Source organism: Pseudomonas sp. PS1(2021) (assembly GCF_020405165.1).
Taxonomy (GTDB): domain Bacteria; phylum Pseudomonadota; class Gammaproteobacteria; order Pseudomonadales; family Pseudomonadaceae; genus Pseudomonas; species Pseudomonas aeruginosa.
Window position 1 is genome coordinate 6,998,811 of the sequence record NZ_CP084484.1, and the last position, 17,002, is coordinate 7,015,812.

General features: G+C 67.0%; 14 protein-coding genes. 5 read left to right on the forward strand and 9 right to left on the reverse strand.

Annotation, left to right across the window (positions count from 1 at the left end):
- Positions 1-181: 181 nt before the first annotated feature.
- Positions 182-1,975: a cholesterol oxidase substrate-binding domain-containing protein gene (locus LE197_RS33170; protein WP_003113002.1), complete on the reverse strand. Its 1,794-nt coding sequence runs from the start codon at positions 1,973-1,975 to the stop codon at positions 182-184.
- Positions 1,976-2,106: 131 nt separating this feature from the next.
- Positions 2,107-2,406 (reverse strand): hypothetical protein, encoded by a 300-nt coding sequence (locus LE197_RS33175; protein WP_003093477.1) that lies wholly within the window; start codon positions 2,404-2,406, stop codon positions 2,107-2,109.
- 758 nt (positions 2,407-3,164) lie between these two features.
- On the opposite strand from LE197_RS33175, the gene tyrS reads away from it, so the two are divergent.
- Complete coding sequence (gene tyrS / locus LE197_RS33180) at positions 3,165-4,403, forward strand: tyrosine--tRNA ligase (RefSeq protein ID WP_003105684.1); 1,239 nt, start codon at positions 3,165-3,167, stop codon at positions 4,401-4,403.
- A 28-nt stretch (positions 4,404-4,431) separates the two neighbouring features.
- On the opposite strand, the gene LE197_RS33185 is transcribed toward tyrS, so the two are convergent.
- Complete coding sequence (locus tag LE197_RS33185; protein ID WP_003118192.1) at positions 4,432-5,688, reverse strand: OprD family porin; 1,257 nt, start codon at positions 5,686-5,688, stop codon at positions 4,432-4,434.
- Between the two features lie 364 nt (positions 5,689-6,052).
- On the opposite strand from LE197_RS33185, the gene LE197_RS33190 reads away from it, so the two are divergent.
- Together LE197_RS33190 and hpaR are read left to right on the forward strand one after the other, a co-directional pair.
- Positions 6,053-7,261 carry a Bcr/CflA family multidrug efflux MFS transporter gene (locus tag LE197_RS33190; RefSeq protein ID WP_010793444.1) on the forward strand — a complete coding sequence of 403 codons (1,209 nt, stop codon included), beginning with the start codon at positions 6,053-6,055 and terminating at the stop codon, positions 7,259-7,261.
- 85 nt (positions 7,262-7,346) lie between these two features.
- On the forward strand, positions 7,347-7,769 hold the full coding sequence (gene hpaR, locus LE197_RS33195) for a homoprotocatechuate degradation operon regulator HpaR (RefSeq protein WP_003093470.1): 423 nt from the start codon (positions 7,347-7,349) through the stop codon (positions 7,767-7,769).
- A gap of 15 nt (positions 7,770-7,784) precedes the next feature.
- Here the strand turns inward: hpaR and LE197_RS33200 are convergent, their stop codons facing one another.
- The 4 genes from LE197_RS33200 to ccoG all read right to left on the reverse strand — a co-directional run bounded on the left by LE197_RS33200 (position 7,785) and on the right by ccoG (position 13,031).
- Positions 7,785-8,027, reverse strand: a complete 243-nt coding sequence (locus LE197_RS33200) for a hypothetical protein (protein WP_003093468.1) — start codon at positions 8,025-8,027, stop codon at positions 7,785-7,787.
- A gap of 78 nt (positions 8,028-8,105) precedes the next feature.
- Positions 8,106-9,533, reverse strand: coding sequence for a cytochrome-c oxidase, cbb3-type subunit I (gene ccoN / locus LE197_RS33205; RefSeq protein ID WP_003093467.1), 1,428 nt, complete (start codon positions 9,531-9,533; stop codon positions 8,106-8,108).
- A 263-nt stretch (positions 9,534-9,796) separates the two neighbouring features.
- The gene (gene mapR, locus LE197_RS33210; RefSeq protein WP_073666437.1) at positions 9,797-11,212 is read right to left on the reverse strand and encodes a GntR family transcriptional regulator MpaR; all 1,416 of its coding nucleotides are present in this window, start codon (positions 11,210-11,212) and stop codon (positions 9,797-9,799) included.
- 97 nt (positions 11,213-11,309) lie between these two features.
- The gene (gene ccoG / locus LE197_RS33215; protein ID WP_003137552.1) at positions 11,310-13,031 is read right to left on the reverse strand and encodes a cytochrome c oxidase accessory protein CcoG; all 1,722 of its coding nucleotides are present in this window, start codon (positions 13,029-13,031) and stop codon (positions 11,310-11,312) included.
- A 105-nt stretch (positions 13,032-13,136) separates the two neighbouring features.
- Between ccoG and LE197_RS33220 the strand changes: the two genes are divergently transcribed.
- Positions 13,137-14,810 (forward strand): nitrite/sulfite reductase, encoded by a 1,674-nt coding sequence (locus tag LE197_RS33220; RefSeq protein ID WP_016263085.1) that lies wholly within the window; start codon positions 13,137-13,139, stop codon positions 14,808-14,810.
- Positions 14,807-15,295: a DUF934 domain-containing protein gene (locus LE197_RS33225; RefSeq protein WP_003101258.1), complete on the forward strand. Its 489-nt coding sequence runs from the start codon at positions 14,807-14,809 to the stop codon at positions 15,293-15,295. Before LE197_RS33220 ends, LE197_RS33225 begins: the two co-directional genes overlap by 4 nt.
- Positions 15,296-15,376: 81 nt before the next feature.
- Here the strand turns inward: LE197_RS33225 and hpaI are convergent, their stop codons facing one another.
- Together hpaI and hpaH are read right to left on the reverse strand one after the other, a co-directional pair.
- On the reverse strand, positions 15,377-16,183 hold the full coding sequence (hpaI, locus tag LE197_RS33230; RefSeq protein ID WP_003113007.1) for a 4-hydroxy-2-oxoheptanedioate aldolase: 807 nt from the start codon (positions 16,181-16,183) through the stop codon (positions 15,377-15,379).
- Positions 16,184-16,195: 12 nt separating this feature from the next.
- On the reverse strand, positions 16,196-16,999 hold the full coding sequence (gene hpaH / locus LE197_RS33235; RefSeq protein ID WP_003101261.1) for a 2-oxo-hept-4-ene-1,7-dioate hydratase: 804 nt from the start codon (positions 16,997-16,999) through the stop codon (positions 16,196-16,198).
- Between the last annotated feature and the right edge of the window lie 3 nt (positions 17,000-17,002).

Below are 17,002 nucleotides of genomic sequence, written 5' to 3' on the forward strand. Positions count from 1 at the left end.
TTCAATATTCGGCGGATGAAGGTTTGCCACTCCGGGTAAACTTTGCGAATGATTAAGGCCGGTTCGTGCGACACCTCGATAAGACCTGTTGAACAAGTCAACGCCGTATCGAGGGCTCATTCATATCGGCTCCGGCCAACCGCTCTTCGTCCGAGTCAGTACGGCCTCGCATAGCGGCATTTCATGGCATCAGCCGGTCGAGCAGCGGCGAGCTGAACAGCCGATGCGGATCGGCTTCGTTCAACTGGCGCACCGCGCTGTCCCAATCGTTGTCTGCGACCAGGCCCTGGCGTAGCGACTGCGCCACCAACTGGTCGACCACCGTCGGCTCGTCCCAGGCGGCGGCGGGGCTGTAGCCCCAGCCCTTGCTCCACTCCACCCGCAGCGAGGCGTAGTCGCCGCTGAAGTGGTCGAACAGCCAGGCCTCGAACTCGTGGTAGAAGGCATTGGCCTGCGGGGTACCGGGCAGGCTGAGGATGTCCAGCCAGATCGCCGTGTCCCACTCCGGTTGGTCGGGGCGCGGACGGATCGCCGACAGGCTGGGCACCTGGGCGCCGGGAACGATCGACTCGCCGGGCTGGTCGAGCCCGCTGACGCGAATCTCCACCGGGCCGTTCATGGGGTAGTGGCCGTTGGCGCGGTAGGCGGCGACCATCGTCTGGTACTGCAGGTAGAACTCGTTGATCACCCGCTGCACGTCGCGACGCCGGGTCAGCACCGCGTAGCCGTTGGCGGTGACGCGCAGCGTGCTGGGCTTGATGTACAGCAGCAGGTCCTTGCTCCAGCCCCACAGGTCGTAGCCCAGGGTCAGCGCCATGCCGCCCACTACCAGGTCGTACTGCAGCTTGCCGAGCAGCGGGGTGAGTTCCGGGTGGCCGGTGTTGATCGCCGCCAGCAGGTCGGACAGCGCCTTGGGAATGTTGTCGGAGAAGGGGTAGTTGAACGGGCCGTTGACCGCGCGGGCGCCGAACGGGCAGCGCGGGGTCGGCGTCCAGACCTTCAGCCAGGGCTTGTCGGTGAAGGGGAACCAGATGGCCTCGGCGCGTCCGCTTTTCTGCAGGAAGCTGTCGAAGGTCCTTCCGCCGCTGCCGGCCGCGGCGAACATCTCGCTCGCCGGGATGTTCACGTAGCTCTGGCAGCGCATGCGCTTGTTGACCCCGGCCTGGAGGGTCGCCTCGACGATGAAGGCGCGTCCGAGGTGGACGAGGAACGGCGCGCAGGCCGGATCGTCGCGGCGGAAGGTCTTCAGCACGTATTGTCCGGCGGCGCCGTCCCAGACCACCGCGGTCAGCGCCACGATGCTGTTGCTCAGGGAGCCGTAGCTCTGCCCCGGCAGGCGGCTTTCGCCCTGCGCCGGGATGCCGGTGCCGTGGCCGTCGATGGCGAGCACCCCGCCGAGGGTCAGGTCACCCGGCGCCGGCGTGGCGACGAAGCCGAGCTTGACCCGCTCCAGTTGTTTCAGCAGGGCTTCCATGGTGACGCCGGTCTGCGCGCTGAACAGGCCGAACTCGCCTTGGGCGTCGATCCGTACGCGGGTCAGGTAACGGCTGGTTTCCACCAGCACGATGCGGCTCTCGCAGTTCTCGCCGCCTTTCAGCAGCAGCGGGGACCAGTTGTGACCCATGCCGCGCGGGCGCACCTTGAAGCCGTTCTGCCAGGCCCAGTTGACCACCGCGAGAACCTCTTCGTTGGTGCGCGGGGCGCAGCTCCAGAGGTCGTCGGCGGCGATTTCCCCCGACCAGTTGCGGAACGCCCGCCGATAAAGTTCGAGGCCGGCCGGAAAGCCTGCCGGCGCCGGACAACTGCTGGCGGCGGCTTCGGCGGGCTGGATGACGAAGGCCGGGGTCCAGCCGGCCACCAGGCCGACCGCGCCGAGCGTGGCACTCTTGCCGAGGAAGCTGCGGCGCGACAGGCCGCCGGATTCCTGGTCGGGATCGCCGACGAAGGCGTCGGCGTGCTGGATGAGGTCGTGCATGGCGGTTCTCCTGATCGGGGCGCTGGTCGCCCCTTCCCGGTTGCCGGGTCCTAGGTCGCCGCCGGGGGCGTCCGGGTCTCCGGCGACGGTGGAGGCCCGCTCCGCGACGGGAGCGGGCCGAGGTCCTGGGATCAGGTCCACTCAGTGTCGTAGTGGTAATCGATGCGGCTGGTGTCGCCGCCGAGCAGGCCGCCGACCGCGGCGACGCCCTTGAACACGCCGTAGCCGAGGGTGTCGGCCAGTTGATGGATGGGGGTCAGGCCGACGGCGTTGAACACCTTGCCGACCGAAGAGATGACCGACGTGTTGAGCAGGTCGTTGGACACCTTGACCACATCGACGATGGCATCGCCGACGAAGCTGAAGAGTCCGGCGCCCGATACCTGGTCGATTTCATCGAAGCTCAGTTCCTGAAGTGTGGCGAGTTGCATGGCGCTATTCCTTCATCAATCAAGTTTTGAGCGATAGCCGGCCCTCTCGCATAAACATCGGTTTGCGAAGATAGAGTGACTATCGGTTGCCAGCCGCTCTGGAAAAGTACTTTGCCGGCTGGTCGCTGAAAATTACTGATCTGCCGGCGAGAGTGTCAATCTGGGAAGTTGATAGGGTGAACTTGGAATATCCATGCTAGGCAAATGACGCCGATATTCTGTCAGTGGAATTGGTCGATGTTTTTTCGAATGCCGCGATAAGCATCTGGATATTGCTGATCCATTGATATTCGTGGGTACTGGGAAGCGGTTCGCTATTTTTACGAGATGATGCGCCAATCCAGAAAAGTATCGAATTATTGCTTTCGGAAAAAATTCAACTGCCTTGCTGATAGGTTTCTTCCGGTCGAGTTATTGAAGTCCATGTCCGGTCTTGCGTTGTTTTTCAAAGTAGAGAAACCGGCGTCATAAATTTGTGCGGATAACTGGCGGGCAAACTTTCCCAGGCTGCGCTTCTGTTGCGGGGAAGTGCTTCGGTTCGTGTCGAGGCGCTTTCCAGTCTTGACAGCCCGGCACAGGCGCGTAGAGTGCCGCGCATGAATCGTGCAGCCCTGACCTTCAAGCGCTATTACGCCTATCTGCTCCCTCATTGAGGCGGTAGATGCGTCGCTGCATTCCCGAACCGCCCGAGGCGGCGGTCCGGTGAACTCCCTCCCAACCTGTCTCCTCGGGCATCCACCGTGCCAAAGGAGATACCCGTGTCCGTCCCGACCCATCAGCAAGACCTGATCGCCCTGCTCGAAGAGCGTGGCTTCGTCCACCAGTGCACCGACCGCGACGGCCTCGCCGCGCACCTGGCCGCCGGTCCGGCAACCGCCTACCTGGGCTTCGACGCCACCGCCGACAGCCTGCACGTCGGCCACCTGCAGGGCCTGATGCTGATGCGCTGGCTACAGAAGGCCGGGCACCGCCCGTTGCTGCTGATCGGTGGCGCGACCACCCGGATCGGCGATCCGAGCTTCCGCGATTCGAGCCGGCCGATCCTCACCGAGGCGCAGATCCAGGCCAATATCGACGGCATCGCCCGGGTTTTCTCGCGCTACGTCGAACTGCACGACGACAGCCTGGTGAACAACGCCGAATGGCTGGACGGCGTCGGCTACCTGGAGTTCCTCGACCGGGTCGGCCGGCACTTCTCGATCAACCGCCTGCTGACCTTCGACGCCATCAGGCAGCGCCTGGACCGCGAGCATTCGCTGTCGTTCCTCGAGTTCGGCTACACCCTGCTGCAGGCCTACGATTTCGTCGAACTGTCGCGCCGGCGCGGCTGCACCCTGCAACTCGGCGGCGCCGACCAGTGGGCGAACATCATCAACGGCGTGGAGCTGTCGCGACGCCAGGGCGGCGCCCAGCTGTTCGGCCTGACCATGCCGCTGCTGGCCACCAGTGACGGGCGCAAGATGGGCAAGTCGGCGCAGGGTGCGGTATGGCTCAACGCCGAGCGCCTGGCGCCGTTCGACTTCTGGCAGTTCTGGCGCAACTGCGATGATCGCGACGTCGGTCGCTTCCTCGCCCTGTTCAGCGAACTGCCGATGGATGAGGTGCGCCGCCTGGGCGCCTTGCAGGGCGCCGAGCTGAACGAAGCGAAGGTGGTCCTGGCCAATGCCGCCACCGCCCTGGCGCACGGCGAGCACGCCGCGCGATCCGCCGCCGATGCCGCGCGCGGGGTGTTCGCCGACGGTACGCGGGACAGCGGCCTGCCGGTGATGAAGCTATCCCGCGCGCGCCTGGCGCAGGGACTGTCGCTGACCGACCTGCTGCTGGAACACGCGATCCAGCCCTCCCGCAGCGCGGTCCGCCGCCTCGCCGCCGGCGGCGGCCTGCGCCTGGACGGCACGCCGGTCAGCGATCCGGACGCGCCGCTGGCGGGCGAGGTCGACGGGCTGCGCTTGAGCCTGGGCAAGAAGCAGCATTTGCACCTGCGACTCGAGGATTGAGGTGCCTGCGGCCCCAAGGGGCCGCGCTTCACCAGAGCTTTAGCGTGTAATTGACGATGAAGCGGTTCTCGTCCAGGTCCGCACCGTAGCGGCTGCGGTAGGTGATGTTGCGCCATTTCAAGGCGACGCTCTTCAGCGGTCCGCTCTGGATCACGTAGGACAGGTCGGTGTTGCGCTCCCATTCGCTGTCGTCGGCACGGCCGGCGCCGCGGTCGATGTCGCGGCCCTGTACATAGCGGGTCATGAGGTTCAGGCCGGGCAGGCCGAGGCCGGCGAAGTCGTAGTCGTAGCGCAGTTGCCAGGATTTCTCCTGCGGTCGGGTGAAGGTCTGGTAGGCCATGAGGTTGGCCACGTAGGGCGTGGTGTAGCCGTTGAGCACCGGAAAGGCGTCGTTGCCGATCATCTTCTGGACACCGATGCCGAAGGCGTGGGCGCCGGCGCGCAGGGTGAGCATGGCGTTGAGGTTGCGATTGTCCACCGGCCCGGAGATCGCCGCGCCGTCTTCGCCGCTGTCGAAGTAGCGCAGGTCGCTGCGCAGCGACAGCCCTTCGCCCAGCGGCAGGGTGTGCAGCAGGCCGAGATAGTGCTGCCGGTAGATGTCCTTGAGCTGGCCGTAGTAATAGCTGGCGCTGAGCCGAGGGGTGAAGGCGTAGGTCGCGCCGGCGAGATTGAACTCGTCGCTGGCGTGGGCCTTGTCGCGGCCCATGATGTACATGTCGTCGCTGCCGGCCGACTCGCGAGTGCGCGACTTCCACAATTGCCCCGCGGTGAGGGTGAGACCCTCGATCTCGCTGGAGGTCAGCAGCGCGCCGTCGAAGGTCTGCGGCAACAGGCGCACGTCGTCGCGGAACGCCACCGGCAGTTGCGGCATGAGGATGCCGACCTGTAGCTGGGTCTGCGAATAGCGCAGCTTGGCGGTCAGGCCGAGGTGACTGTAGTCGTCCACCGGCTCCTTCGAATTCGCTCCGAACGGCAGCGTGCCATCGTTGCTACGCCCGCGTCCCGAGTCGAGCTTGACGCCGAGCAGCCCGGTAGCATCCAGGCCGAAGCCGAGCGGGCCGTCGGTGAAACCGGATTGCAGGCGCAGGACGAAGCCCTGCGACCAGTTGCCGGCCTGCGATTGGGGCGCATCGTGCTGGCGGTAGTCGCGCAACTGGTAGAAGTTGCGGAGGTCGAGGTGGGCGCTGCTGTCCGCGAGGAATTCCGCTTGCGCGGCGAGGGGCAGGAGGCCGAGGCCAAGCGCATAGCTGCGCCAGGCGCACGGGCGGGGGCATGCCGTGATCATCGATTCTTCCCTTGGTTGTTGTTCTTGTAGGTATGGGTGACGCCGATTGCACGGTGAGTTTTAGCATATTGTTAACTTGTTAATGAAGTGTTGGCGATCCTCCCGGAAGCTTCGCTAGCCTCTGCCCCTTTCCATGCTCATCGAGCATTGACGGTAAGGCGCTGGAGAGCGAAGCCAGCCTGGAATCTTTCGCCTTCTGCGCATTTGGTTAATCTGTTAACGTTGTCGGCCCGCGAAAGGAGCCAGGCCCGCGCGCTGCCAGGGTGAACGAGGTCGCGGCGCGAGGATTTCCCGGACGGCGAACTTGCATCCGCGTGCACGGCGGTGTCGTCTGGACCGAAAGGCGAAGAAGAGGAGGGCGAGCGTGCCTGCGAGTGCATCGAGGATTCAGGTCGGAAGCGGCGAACGACGCCTGTTGCTGCTGTTGTCGGCGCTGGTGGCGTTCGGCCCGCTGTCGATCGACATGTACCTGCCGAGCCTGCCGGCGATCGCCGCCGATCTCGGCGCCAGCGATGCCCAGGTGCAGCGGAGCATCAGCGGCTTCCTGGTCGGCTTCTGCGTCGGCATGCTGTTCTACGGCCCCTTGTCCGACCGTTTCGGCCGGCGCCCGGTGCTGCTGGCCGGTATCGCCTTGTACCTGTTCAGCAGCCTGGCCTGCGCGCTGGCCGACAGCGCGGGGCAACTGGTCCTGCTGAGGGTGCTCCAGGCCCTCGGCGGCGGCGCCGCGTCGGTGCTGGCGCGGGCCATGGTGCGCGACCTCTATCCGTTGGGCGAGGCCGCCCGGATGCTGGCATTGATGCACATGGTGACCATGCTGGCACCGCTGGCCGCGCCGCTGCTCGGCGGCTACCTGATGCTCTGGGCCGGCTGGCGCGCGTTGTTCGTGGTCCTGGCGCTGTTCGCCGGGCTCTGCCTGCTGGCGGTCTGGCGGGTCGCCGAAAGCCACCCGCCGGAGCGCCGCGGCGGCAGCCTGGCCCAGGCCTTTCTCGCCTATGGGCGGCTGCTCGGCGACCGTCGCGCGCTGGGCTACGTGCTGTGCATGGGGCTGGCGTTCGCCGGGATGTTCGCCTACATCAGCGCCGCGCCCTTCGTGTTCATCGAGCATTTCGGCGTGCGCGCGGAGCGCTTCGGCTGGTTCTTCGGACTGAACATCCTCGGCGTGATGCTCGCCACCTGGTGCAGCGCGCGCCTGGTGCGCCGCCACGGTCCGCGGCCGCTGCTGCGGGCCGGCAGCCTGCTGGGCTGCGTGTCCGGGCTGTTCCTCCTCGGCTATGCGGCGCTCGGCGAGCGGGGCGGGTTGTGGGCGCTGGTGCCCGGCCTGCTGTGCTTCGTCAGCGTCACCGGCCTGCTCGGCGCCAACTGCATCGCCAGCCTGCTGGCGTTGTATCCCGGACAGGCCGGGGCGGCTTCGGCGGTGGCGGTGTCCGGGCAGTTCGGCCTCGGCTGCCTGGCCAGCCTGGCGGTCGGCTGGCTGGCGCTGCCCGGCGTGCTGCCGATGGCGCTGGTGATGGCCGTCTGCGGCGTCGGCAGCCTGCTCGCGCTGGGCTTGGCCCTGCACGGCGGAAACCGTTGATTTCCTTCTGCATACCCGCATGCAGCCTGTGTTTTTTCCGCTACTCTTCTGCACTTTCGAAACCAGTCATCCAAGCTCGGACCCTATGTCAACGCCAAGACCCTCCCTGACCCTGACCCTGTTGCAGGCTCGCGAAGCCGCGATGAGTTTCTTCCGCCCCTCCCTCAACCAGCACGGCCTCACCGAGCAGCAGTGGCGGGTGATCCGCATCCTGCGCCAGCAGGGCGAGATGGAGAGCTACCAGTTGGCCAACCAGGCCTGCATCCTGCGCCCGAGCATGACCGGCGTGCTGGCGCGCCTGGAGCGCGACGGCATCGTCCGGCGCTGGAAGGCGCCCAAGGACCAGCGGCGGGTCTACGTGAACCTGACGGAAAAGGGCCAGCAGTGCTTCGTCTCCATGAGCGGCGACATGGAGAAGAACTACCAGCGCATCCAGGAGCGGTTCGGCGAGGAAAAGCTCGCGCAGTTGCTGGAACTGCTCAACGAGCTGAAGAAGATAAAGCCCTGAAGCGACTGGCCGGCGTCATGCCGGCCAATTCTTGTCCCAGTGCCGGCAGTCGCCCTGGCAGCGACCGGGACAGCCGCAGCCGGTGCGGCTCCTGCCGGTTTCCCGCTCGACCCGGCGGGCCACCTCCTCGTCGTCGGCGAACGGCAGCATGCTCGCCTGGTCCAGGGTCTTGGCGTGGCGCAGGCTCCAATGCACGCCGAAGAACAGCACGGCGACCGCCAGCAGCTCCAGCAGGATCTCGCTCCAGCTGAATTCCATGATGATTCTCCTCGTCGGCTGTCGAGCCTTGCCCGCAGCGTGGCGGGCGAGGCTCGGGAAGGGACGCGCTGTCGCGGCTCAGGCCATGCGGGCCGCCGCGAGGATTCCTTCCGGGCGCGCCTGGCGTACCGTGCGCCAGGTGTTGTAGCTCATCAGCAGCATGCCGGTGAGGAAGAACCCGCCACCGACCAGGCGCACGATGAAGCCCGGATGGCTGGCCACCAGCGACTCGACGAAGGAGTAGGTCAGCGTGCCGTCCTCGTTGACCGCGCGCCACATCAGGCCCTGGGTAATGCCGTTGACCCACAGCGAGGCGATGTACAGCACGGTGCCGATGGTGGCCAGCCAGAAGTGCGCATTGATCAGGCCGACGCTGTGCATCTTCTCGACCCCGTAGACCTTGGGAATCAGGTGGTAGAGCGAGCCGATGGTGATCATCGCGACCCAGCCGAGGGCGCCGGCGTGGACGTGGCCGATGGTCCAGTCGGTGTAGTGGGAGAGGGCGTTGACGGTCTTGATCGCCATCATCGGGCCTTCGAAGGTGGACATGCCGTAGAACGCCAGGGACACCACCAGGAAGCGCAGTATCGGGTCGTCGCGCAGCTTATGCCAGGCCCCGGAGAGGGTCATCATGCCGTTGATCATGCCGCCCCAGCTCGGCGCCAGGAGGATCAGCGACATCACCATGCCCAGCGACTGCGCCCAGTCCGGCAGCGCGGTGTAGTGCAGGTGGTGCGGGCCGGCCCAGATGTACAGGGTGATCAGCGCCCAGAAGTGGACGATGGACAGCCGGTAGGAGTAGACCGGGCGCCCGGCTTGCTTGGGCACGAAGTAGTACATCATGCCGAGGAAGCCGGTGGTCAGGAAGAAGCCTACGGCGTTGTGCCCGTACCACCACTGGACCATGGCATCGGTGGCGCCGGAGTACATCGAGTAGGACTTGAACCAGCTCACCGGCAGCGACATGTGGTTGACGATGTGCAGCATCGCGGTGGTCAGGATGAACGAGCCGAAGAACCAGTTGCCGACATAGATGTGCTTGACCTTGCGCTTGATCAGGGTGCCGAAGAACACCACCGCGTAGGCGACCCAGACGATCGCCAGCCAGATCGCGCCGGTGAACTCGATCTCGGCGTATTCCTTGGTGGTGGTGTTGCCCAGCGGCAGGCTGACCAGCAGGATCACCGCCACCGCCTGCCAGCCCCAGAAGGTGAAGGCGGCCAGGGTGTCGGAGAACAGTCGCACCTGGCAGGTACGCTGCACCGTGTAGTAGCTGGTGGCGAACAGCGCGCAGCCGCCGAAGGCGAAGATCACCAGGTTGGTATGCAGCGGCCGCAGGCGGCCGAAGCTGGTCCAGGGCAGGTCGAAGTTCATCTGGGGCCAGACCAGTTGCGAGGCGATCAGTACGCCCAACCCCATGCCGATCACGCCCCATACCACGGTCATGATGGCGAACTGGCGAACCACCTTGTAGTTGTAGGCAGGTTCCGTCGTTGCTTTGTTCATCTGTACAGTCCCGAAAGAAATGAACAGCCGGCGACCGCCGTCGAGGGGGGAGACGGGGCGCCGGCCGGAGCCTGCAATCTAAGGGCTGGGGCGGGGGTAAAACAGCTTCAGGTCGATATGGAATTTGGGTATCAGATGGGGCGGGGGAAGGCGGTCGTGCAGGGCGGCGGCGCATACCGGGATGGGGGACGCGAGCCGATCATGGCGGATGACCGCGCGCGGTTATCCGCCCTACGCCGGGGTGGCTTTCCGTCTGCGGGGCGTCATCCCGCCAGCGACTGGGCGATCCGCCCGAGTGTCTCCATCGCCTTCTCCTGCCGCGCGCTCCACGGGTGCCCGTAGTTGAGCCGGGCGCAATGGGCGAAGCGGCGGGTGGCGGAGAAGATCGGCCCCGGGGCGAGGCTGATGCCCTGGGCCAGGGCCAGTTGGAACAGGCGCAGCGAGTCGACCGCCTCGGGCAACTCCAGCCAGAGGAAGTAGCCGCCGCTGGGACGGCTGACCCGGGTCTGCTCGGGGAAGTAACGCGCCACCGCCGCGAGCATGGCGTTCTGCTGGGTCTCCAGGGCGTAGCGCAGCTTGCGCAGGTGGCGGTCGTAGCCGCCGTGCTGGAGATAGTCGGCGATGGCCGCCTGGGCCGGGATCGACGCCGACAGGCTGGTCATCAGCTTCAGTCGCTCGATCTGCTCGGCGTAGCGTCCGCCGGCCACCCAGCCGACCCGGTAGCCCGGCGCCAGGCTCTTGGAGAAGGAACTGCAGTGCATCACCAGGTCTTCCTGGTCGTAGGCCTTGACCGGTTTCGGCGCCTGCTGGCCGAAGTACAGCTCGGCGTAGACGTCATCCTCGATCATCGGCACCTGGTGGCGCGCCAGCAGCTCGGCGAGGGCGCGTTTCTTCTCGTCGTCCATGCTCGCGCCCATCGGGTTCTGGAAGTTGCTCATGAACCAGCAGGCCTTGATCGGCAGGCGCTCCAGGCTGTCGGCGAGCACTTCCAGGTCGATGCCTTCGCGCGGATGCACGGGGATTTCCACCGCCTTCAGCTTCAACCGTTCCAGCACCTGCAGGGTGGCGTAGAACGCCGGCGCCTCGATGGCCACCAGGTCGCCGGGACGGGTGACCACCTGCAGGCAGAGGTTGAGTGCCTCCAGCGCGCCGTTGCTGATGACCAGTTCTTCCACCGGCAGCAGCAGGCCGCCGACCATGTAGCGCAGGGCGATCTGCCGGCGCAGGCCATGGTTGCCCGGCGTCATGTCGGCGACCACCGATTGCGGGTCCATGTCGCGCACCGCGTGGGCCATCGAGCGCGCCAGGCGCGGCAGGGGAAACAGTTGCGGACTGGGGAACGCCGAGCCGAAGGGTACGGTGTCCGGGTCCTTGATCGAACTGAGTACGGAGAACACCAGCTCGCTGACGTCGACCTCGGTGGCGTCGGCCTGGCGCGGGCTGATCTCCGGTTCTGGCAGCGGCCGCTGCACGTGCTGGCAGACGAAGTAGCCGGAGCGTGCGCGGGCCATGATCAGCCCACGGCTTTCCAGCAGGTAGTAGGCCTGGAACACGGTGGAAGCGCTGACCCCGTAGGTACGGCTGGCGTGCCGTACCGAGGGCACCTTCTGCCCGGGGGCGAGGACGCCGGTGCGGATCAGCTCGGCAATCTCGTCGGCGAATTTCTCGTAGCGCTTCATCTTGTCCTGGCCGCTGTCCTGGCTGGCCGTGGGCACGGCCGCTGGCGCCCACTCTATGCGCGCCGGGACCGTGTTGTCATGCCTCATCGCGGCCTCCTCAGCGCGCCGGCGAAACGAAGGTGCTGGTGCTGCCGACCGCCAGGCTCGGGTCGTCGATGCCGCGCAGGCTGAACGCCAGCGGTTGCGAGCCGGCCCTGGCGCGTTCGGCGGTAGAGGCCACCGACACCGGGAAGTCGAGGATCTCGCCGGGCTTCAGGCTCAGGGTGTGCTCGCCCTGCAGGCGGAACTCCGGCGCGTCGTCGAGTTGCAGGCGATAGCGCTGCGGCTGCTGGGTCTTGTTGATGACCTTGAGGGTGTAGATGTTCTCGATCTGCCCGGCGGCGTTCTCGCGGAACAGCCCACGGTCGCGGGTCACGTCCAGCGAGGCCAGCGGGCGGGCATCAAGGGCGACGACGAAGGCGCCGATCATCGCCAGCATCACCGCCGCGTAGCCGACCAGGCGTGGACGCAGGAAGCGGGTCTGGCCACCTTCCAGGGCGCGTTCCGAGGTGTAGCGCACCAGGCCGCGTTCATAGCCCATCTTGTCCATGATCGAGTCGCAGGCGTCGACGCAGGCGGCGCAGCCGATGCAGGCGATCTGCAGGCCGTCGCGGATGTCGATGCCGGTGGGGCAGACCTGCACGCACTGCTGGCAGTCGATGCAGTCGCCGAGCCCCTGGGCGCGCGGATCGCTGCCTTTCTTGCGGGCGCCGCGGGACTCGCCGCGGGCGGCATCGTAGGACACGATCAGGGTGTCCTTGTCGAACATCACGCTCTGGAAGCGCGAGTAGGGGCACATGTGGATGCACACCTGCTCGCGCAGCCAGCCGGCGTTGACATAGGTGGCGGCGGTGAAGAACAGCACCCAGAACAGGCTTTCCAGGTCCAGCTGGAAGCTGAACAGGTCGGCCACCAGCGGCCGCACCGGAGTGAAGTAGCCGATGAAGGTGATCGCCGTGACCAGGCTCACACCCAGCCACAGCGCGTGCTTGGCCGTTTTGCGCAAGAGCTTGGCGGCGCTCGCCGGACCCTGGTCGAGCTTGATCCGCGCATTGCGGTCGCCCTCGGTGACCTTCTCGCACCACATGAACACCCAGGTCCACACGCTCTGCGGGCAGGTATAGCCGCACCAGACGCGGCCGGCGAACACGGTGATGAAGAACAGGCCGAAGGCGGCGATGATCAGCAGCGCCGAGAGCAGGATGAAGTCCTGCGGCCAGAAGGTCGCGCCGAAAATGTAGAACTTGCGTTCGGGCAGGTCCCAGAGCACCGCCTGGCGGCCGTTCCAGTTCAGCCACAGGGTGCCGAAGAACAGCAGGAACAGCAGGCCGCCGCCGAGGCGGCGGAAGTTGCGGAACAGACCGGTGAAGCTGCGGGTGTAGATCGGGCCGTTCACCGCCGACGGCAGCTTGCCGGGCGCGGGCGGCTGTTTCGACGGAGCGGCCGGTGCGGCGGGCTCGACCTGGATCGCGGGAATTCTTTCGCTCATTTTTCGTAGGCCCATCAGGCTGGAGAGGCGGTTGCGACTATAGGAACCGGCTGATGGGCGAAACAGCGGCAGATCGAGCGGGAAAAACCGTATCAGATGCCTCCGGAAAGCAGCGGCCCAGCATTGCCGCGGGTTGCCGGGCGACCTCGGGCAGTACAGATATGCGCCCCGTGGCAACCGGTCGCAGGCGGCACGAATTCGCCGCCGTCGGCCATCTGATGTGTTTTTTTCGGCGGAATCTGCCGCTGTTTCGCTGTCTGTACGCGGGCGATAGTGGGTGCCAGTGAACACCGGCCCATCCTGTCGCCAGAAACAGGGGCGCAGCCGGTCCCCGGTTTCTTCGCCACCCACCCTGCCCGTCATCGGTGGAGAAACCCTGTCGATGAGGGCTTTGCGATGTACCAGTACGACGAATACGACCAGGCGCTGGTGAGCGAGCGGGTGGCGCAGTTCCGCGACCAGATCGCCCGCCGCCTCGACGGCGAACTGAGCGAGGAGGAGTTCCTCCCGCTGCGCCTGCAGAACGGCCTGTACCTGCAGAAGCACGCCTACATGCTGCGCGTGGCGATTCCCTACGGCACCCTCTCGTCGCCGCAACTGCGCGCGCTGGCGCATGTCGCCCGGCACTACGACCGCGGCTACGGGCACTTCACCACGCGGCAGAACATCCAGTTCAACTGGATCGAACTGGAGCAGGTCGGCGACATCCTCGAACACCTCGCCGGCGCGCAGATGCATGCGATCCAGACCTCCGGCAACTGCGTGCGCAACATCACCACCGAAGCCTTCGCCGGGGTCGCCGCGGACGAATGGACCGACCCCCGGCCGCTGGCCGAGATCCTGCGCCAGTGGTCGACGGTGAACCCGGAGTTCCTGTTCCTCCCGCGCAAGTTCAAGATCGCCCTCAGTTCGGCGGTGGAAGACCGCGCCGCGGTGCAGATGCACGACATCGGCCTGTACCTTTACCGCCACCCCGACGCCGGCGAGTTGCGCCTGCGGGTCCTGGTCGGCGGCGGCCTGGGACGCACGCCGATGCTCGGCCAGGTGATCCGCGACGACCTGCCCTGGCAGCACCTGTTGTCCTACGTCGAGGCGATCCTGCGGGTCTACAACCGCTACGGCCGGCGCGACAACAAGTACAAGGCGCGGATCAAGATCCTGGTCAAGGCGCTGGGCATCGAGGCTTTCGCCCGCGAGGTGGAGGAAGAGTGGCAGCACCTGCGCGACGGCCCGGCGCAACTGACTGCCGAGGAGTGCCAGCGGGTCGCCGAGCGCTTCGTATTGCCGCGCTACCTGCCGCCGGCCGACGGCGAGCTGGCCTACGGCAGCGCCCGTGCGGCCGATCCGGCCTTCGCCCGCTGGGCCTCGCGCAACGTCCAGGCGCACAAGGTGCCGGGCTACGCCTCGGTGGTGCTGTCGACCAAGCCCGGCGCCAGCGCGCCGCCGGGCGACGTCACCGCGGAGCAGATGGAACGCGTCGCCGACTGGGCCGAGCGCTACGGTTTCGGCGAGATCCGTGTGGCCCACGAACAGAACCTGGTGCTCCCCGACGTGCGCCTGGAGAACCTCCACGCGCTGTGGCGCGAGGCCTGCGCAGCCGGCCTCGGCACGCCTAACCAAGGCCTGCTCAGCGACATCATCGCCTGTCCCGGCGGCGACTACTGCGCGCTGGCCAACGCCAAGTCGATCCCCATCGCCCAGGGTATCCAGCAGCGCTTCGAGGACCTCGACCACCTGCACGACATCGGCGAGCTTAGCCTGAACATCTCCGGCTGCATGAACGCCTGCGGCCACCACCACATCGGCAACATCGGCATCCTCGGCGTCGACAAGAACGGCAGCGAGTGGTACCAGGTCACCCTCGGCGGCGCCCAGGGCAAGGACAGCGCGCTGGGCAAGGTGATCGGGCCATCGTTCAGCGCTGCCGAGGTGCCGGCGGTGATCGAACGGATCGTCGAAACCTTCACCGACCTGCGGGTCGGCCCGGAACGTTTCATCGACACCTTCAACCGGGTCGGCCTGGAGCCGTTCAAGGCCCGGGTCTACGCCAGGATGGAGGAACCGGCATGAACAACCTGATCCGTTTGCGCGATGGCGTCGCCGAGGTCTGCCGCGACGATCCCTGGCAACTCCTGCGCGAGTTGCCCGACGCGCTGCCGCCGGGGCCGTTGCTGCTGCCTCTGGCGGCCTGGCTGGAGCGCCGCGGCGAGGCCGGAGCCGCCGCGCCCTGGCTGGCGCCGGACGATGAGGTGGAGGCCTTGCTGCCGCACTTCGCCGAGCTGCCGCTGGTCGCCGTCGATTTCCCCAGCTTCCGCGACGGTCGTGGCTACAGCCTGGCCTACCTGCTGCGCGTGCGCCTGGGGTGGAGCGGCGAGTTGCGCGCAGTGGGCGACGTGTTGCGCGACCAGCTCAGCCATATGCGCCAGTGCGGCTTCGATGCCTTCGCGGTGCGCGAGGACAAGAACGTCGAGGACGCGCTCAAGGGGCTGGCGGGCTTGAGCGTGCTCTACGGCCGCTCGGCGATCGAGCCGCGACCGTTGTTCCGCCGACGCTAGGCATACGCCCCCGGACCGACGCCGATACCTGCCGCAACGCCGACCTGGCCCCTCTCCCGCAGCGGGAGCGGGGCGCACCCCTCAGCCGTAGACCGAGGAACTGGCGGACGGCGCCGGCGCGCCGCCCTTGAAGCGCCCCGCCAGCTCGCGCAGCGAACGCATCAGCAGGCTGGTGTCCACGCCCACCGCGACGAACGCGCAGCCCAGCTCCAGGTAGCGCCGCGCCAGTGTCTCGTCGGCGGAGAGGATGCCGGCGGCCTTGCCGGCCGTGCGGATGCGGTGGATGGCGTCCTCTATGGCCGCCTGCACCTCGGGATGGCCTGGATTGCCGCGATGGCCCATGGCTGCGCTGAGGTCGGCCGGACCGATGAACACGCCGTCGACGCCCTCGACGGCGGCGATCGCGTCGAGGTTGGCCAGGCCCTCCAGGTTTTCCACCTGGACCAGCAGGCACATCTGCTCGTCGGCGTGGTTCAGGTACTCCGCCACGCTGTTCCAGCGCGAGGCCCGGGCCAGCGCACTGCCGACCCCGCGTACGCCCGCCGGCGGATAGCGCACGGCGCGCACCAGCCCTTCGGCCTGGGCGGCGCTGTCGACCATAGGTACCAGCAGGGTCTGCGCGCCGATGTCGAGCAATTGCTTGATCAGCGCAGTGTCGCCCTGCACCGGGCGGATCACCGGCTGGCCGGGGTAGGGCGCCAGCGCCTGCAACTGGCCGAGCAGGCTGCGCAGGTCGTTGGGCGCGTGCTCGCCGTCCAGCAGCAGCCAGTCGAAGCCGGCGTTGGCGGCCAGCTCCGCGCAGTAGGGATCGGCCAGGCCGAGCCACAGGCCGATCTGCGCCTCGCCGCTGCGCAGGCGTTGCTTGAAGCGATTGACGGGCAGGTCCATGGAAATGCCTCCTCAGACGAAACGGCAGGAGATGCTGCCGAGCAGGTCGTAGTCGACGTGGAAGGTGTCCCCCGGCGCGGCCGCCACCGGGCGGGTGAAGGAGCCGCCGAGGATCACCTGGCCGGCCTCCAGGCAGACGCCGTAGGGCGCCAGCTTGTTGGCCAGCCAGGCGACGCCCTTGGCCGGGTGGTTGAGCACCGCGGCGGAGACGCCAGACTCCTCGATCACGCCATTGCGGTAGAGGATCGCCGGTACCCGCCGCAGGTCGATATCGCCTGGCCGTACGGCCCGGCCGCCCATCACCACGCCGGCGTTGGCGGCGTTGTCGGAGATGGTGTCGAAGACCTTGCGCGTGACTTTCGTTTGCGGGTCGACCTGCTGGATGCGCGCATCGATGATCTCCAGCGCCGGGATCACCCACTCGGTGGCCTCGAGCACGTCGAACAGGGTGCAGCCCGGTCCCTTCAGCGGCTTGCCGAGGATGAACGCCAGCTCCACCTCGACCCGCGGCACGATGAAGCGCTGGAAGGGGATGTCGCTGCCCTCCTCGAAGAACATGTCGTCGAGCAAGGCGCCGTAGTCCGGCTCGCTGATGTTCGACGAGACCTGCATGGCGCGCGAGGTCAGGCCGATCTTGTGGCCCTTGAGCACGCGCCCGTCGGCGATCTTGCGCTCGACCCAGGCGCGCTGGATGGCGTAGGCGTCCTCGATGGCGATGTCCGGGTAGTCGAGGGAGAACTGCCTTACCTGCTGGCGCGAGCGTTCGGCGGCGTCGAGGCGGTTGGCGGCTTCCTGGATCAGACGGGGATCGAGCATGGT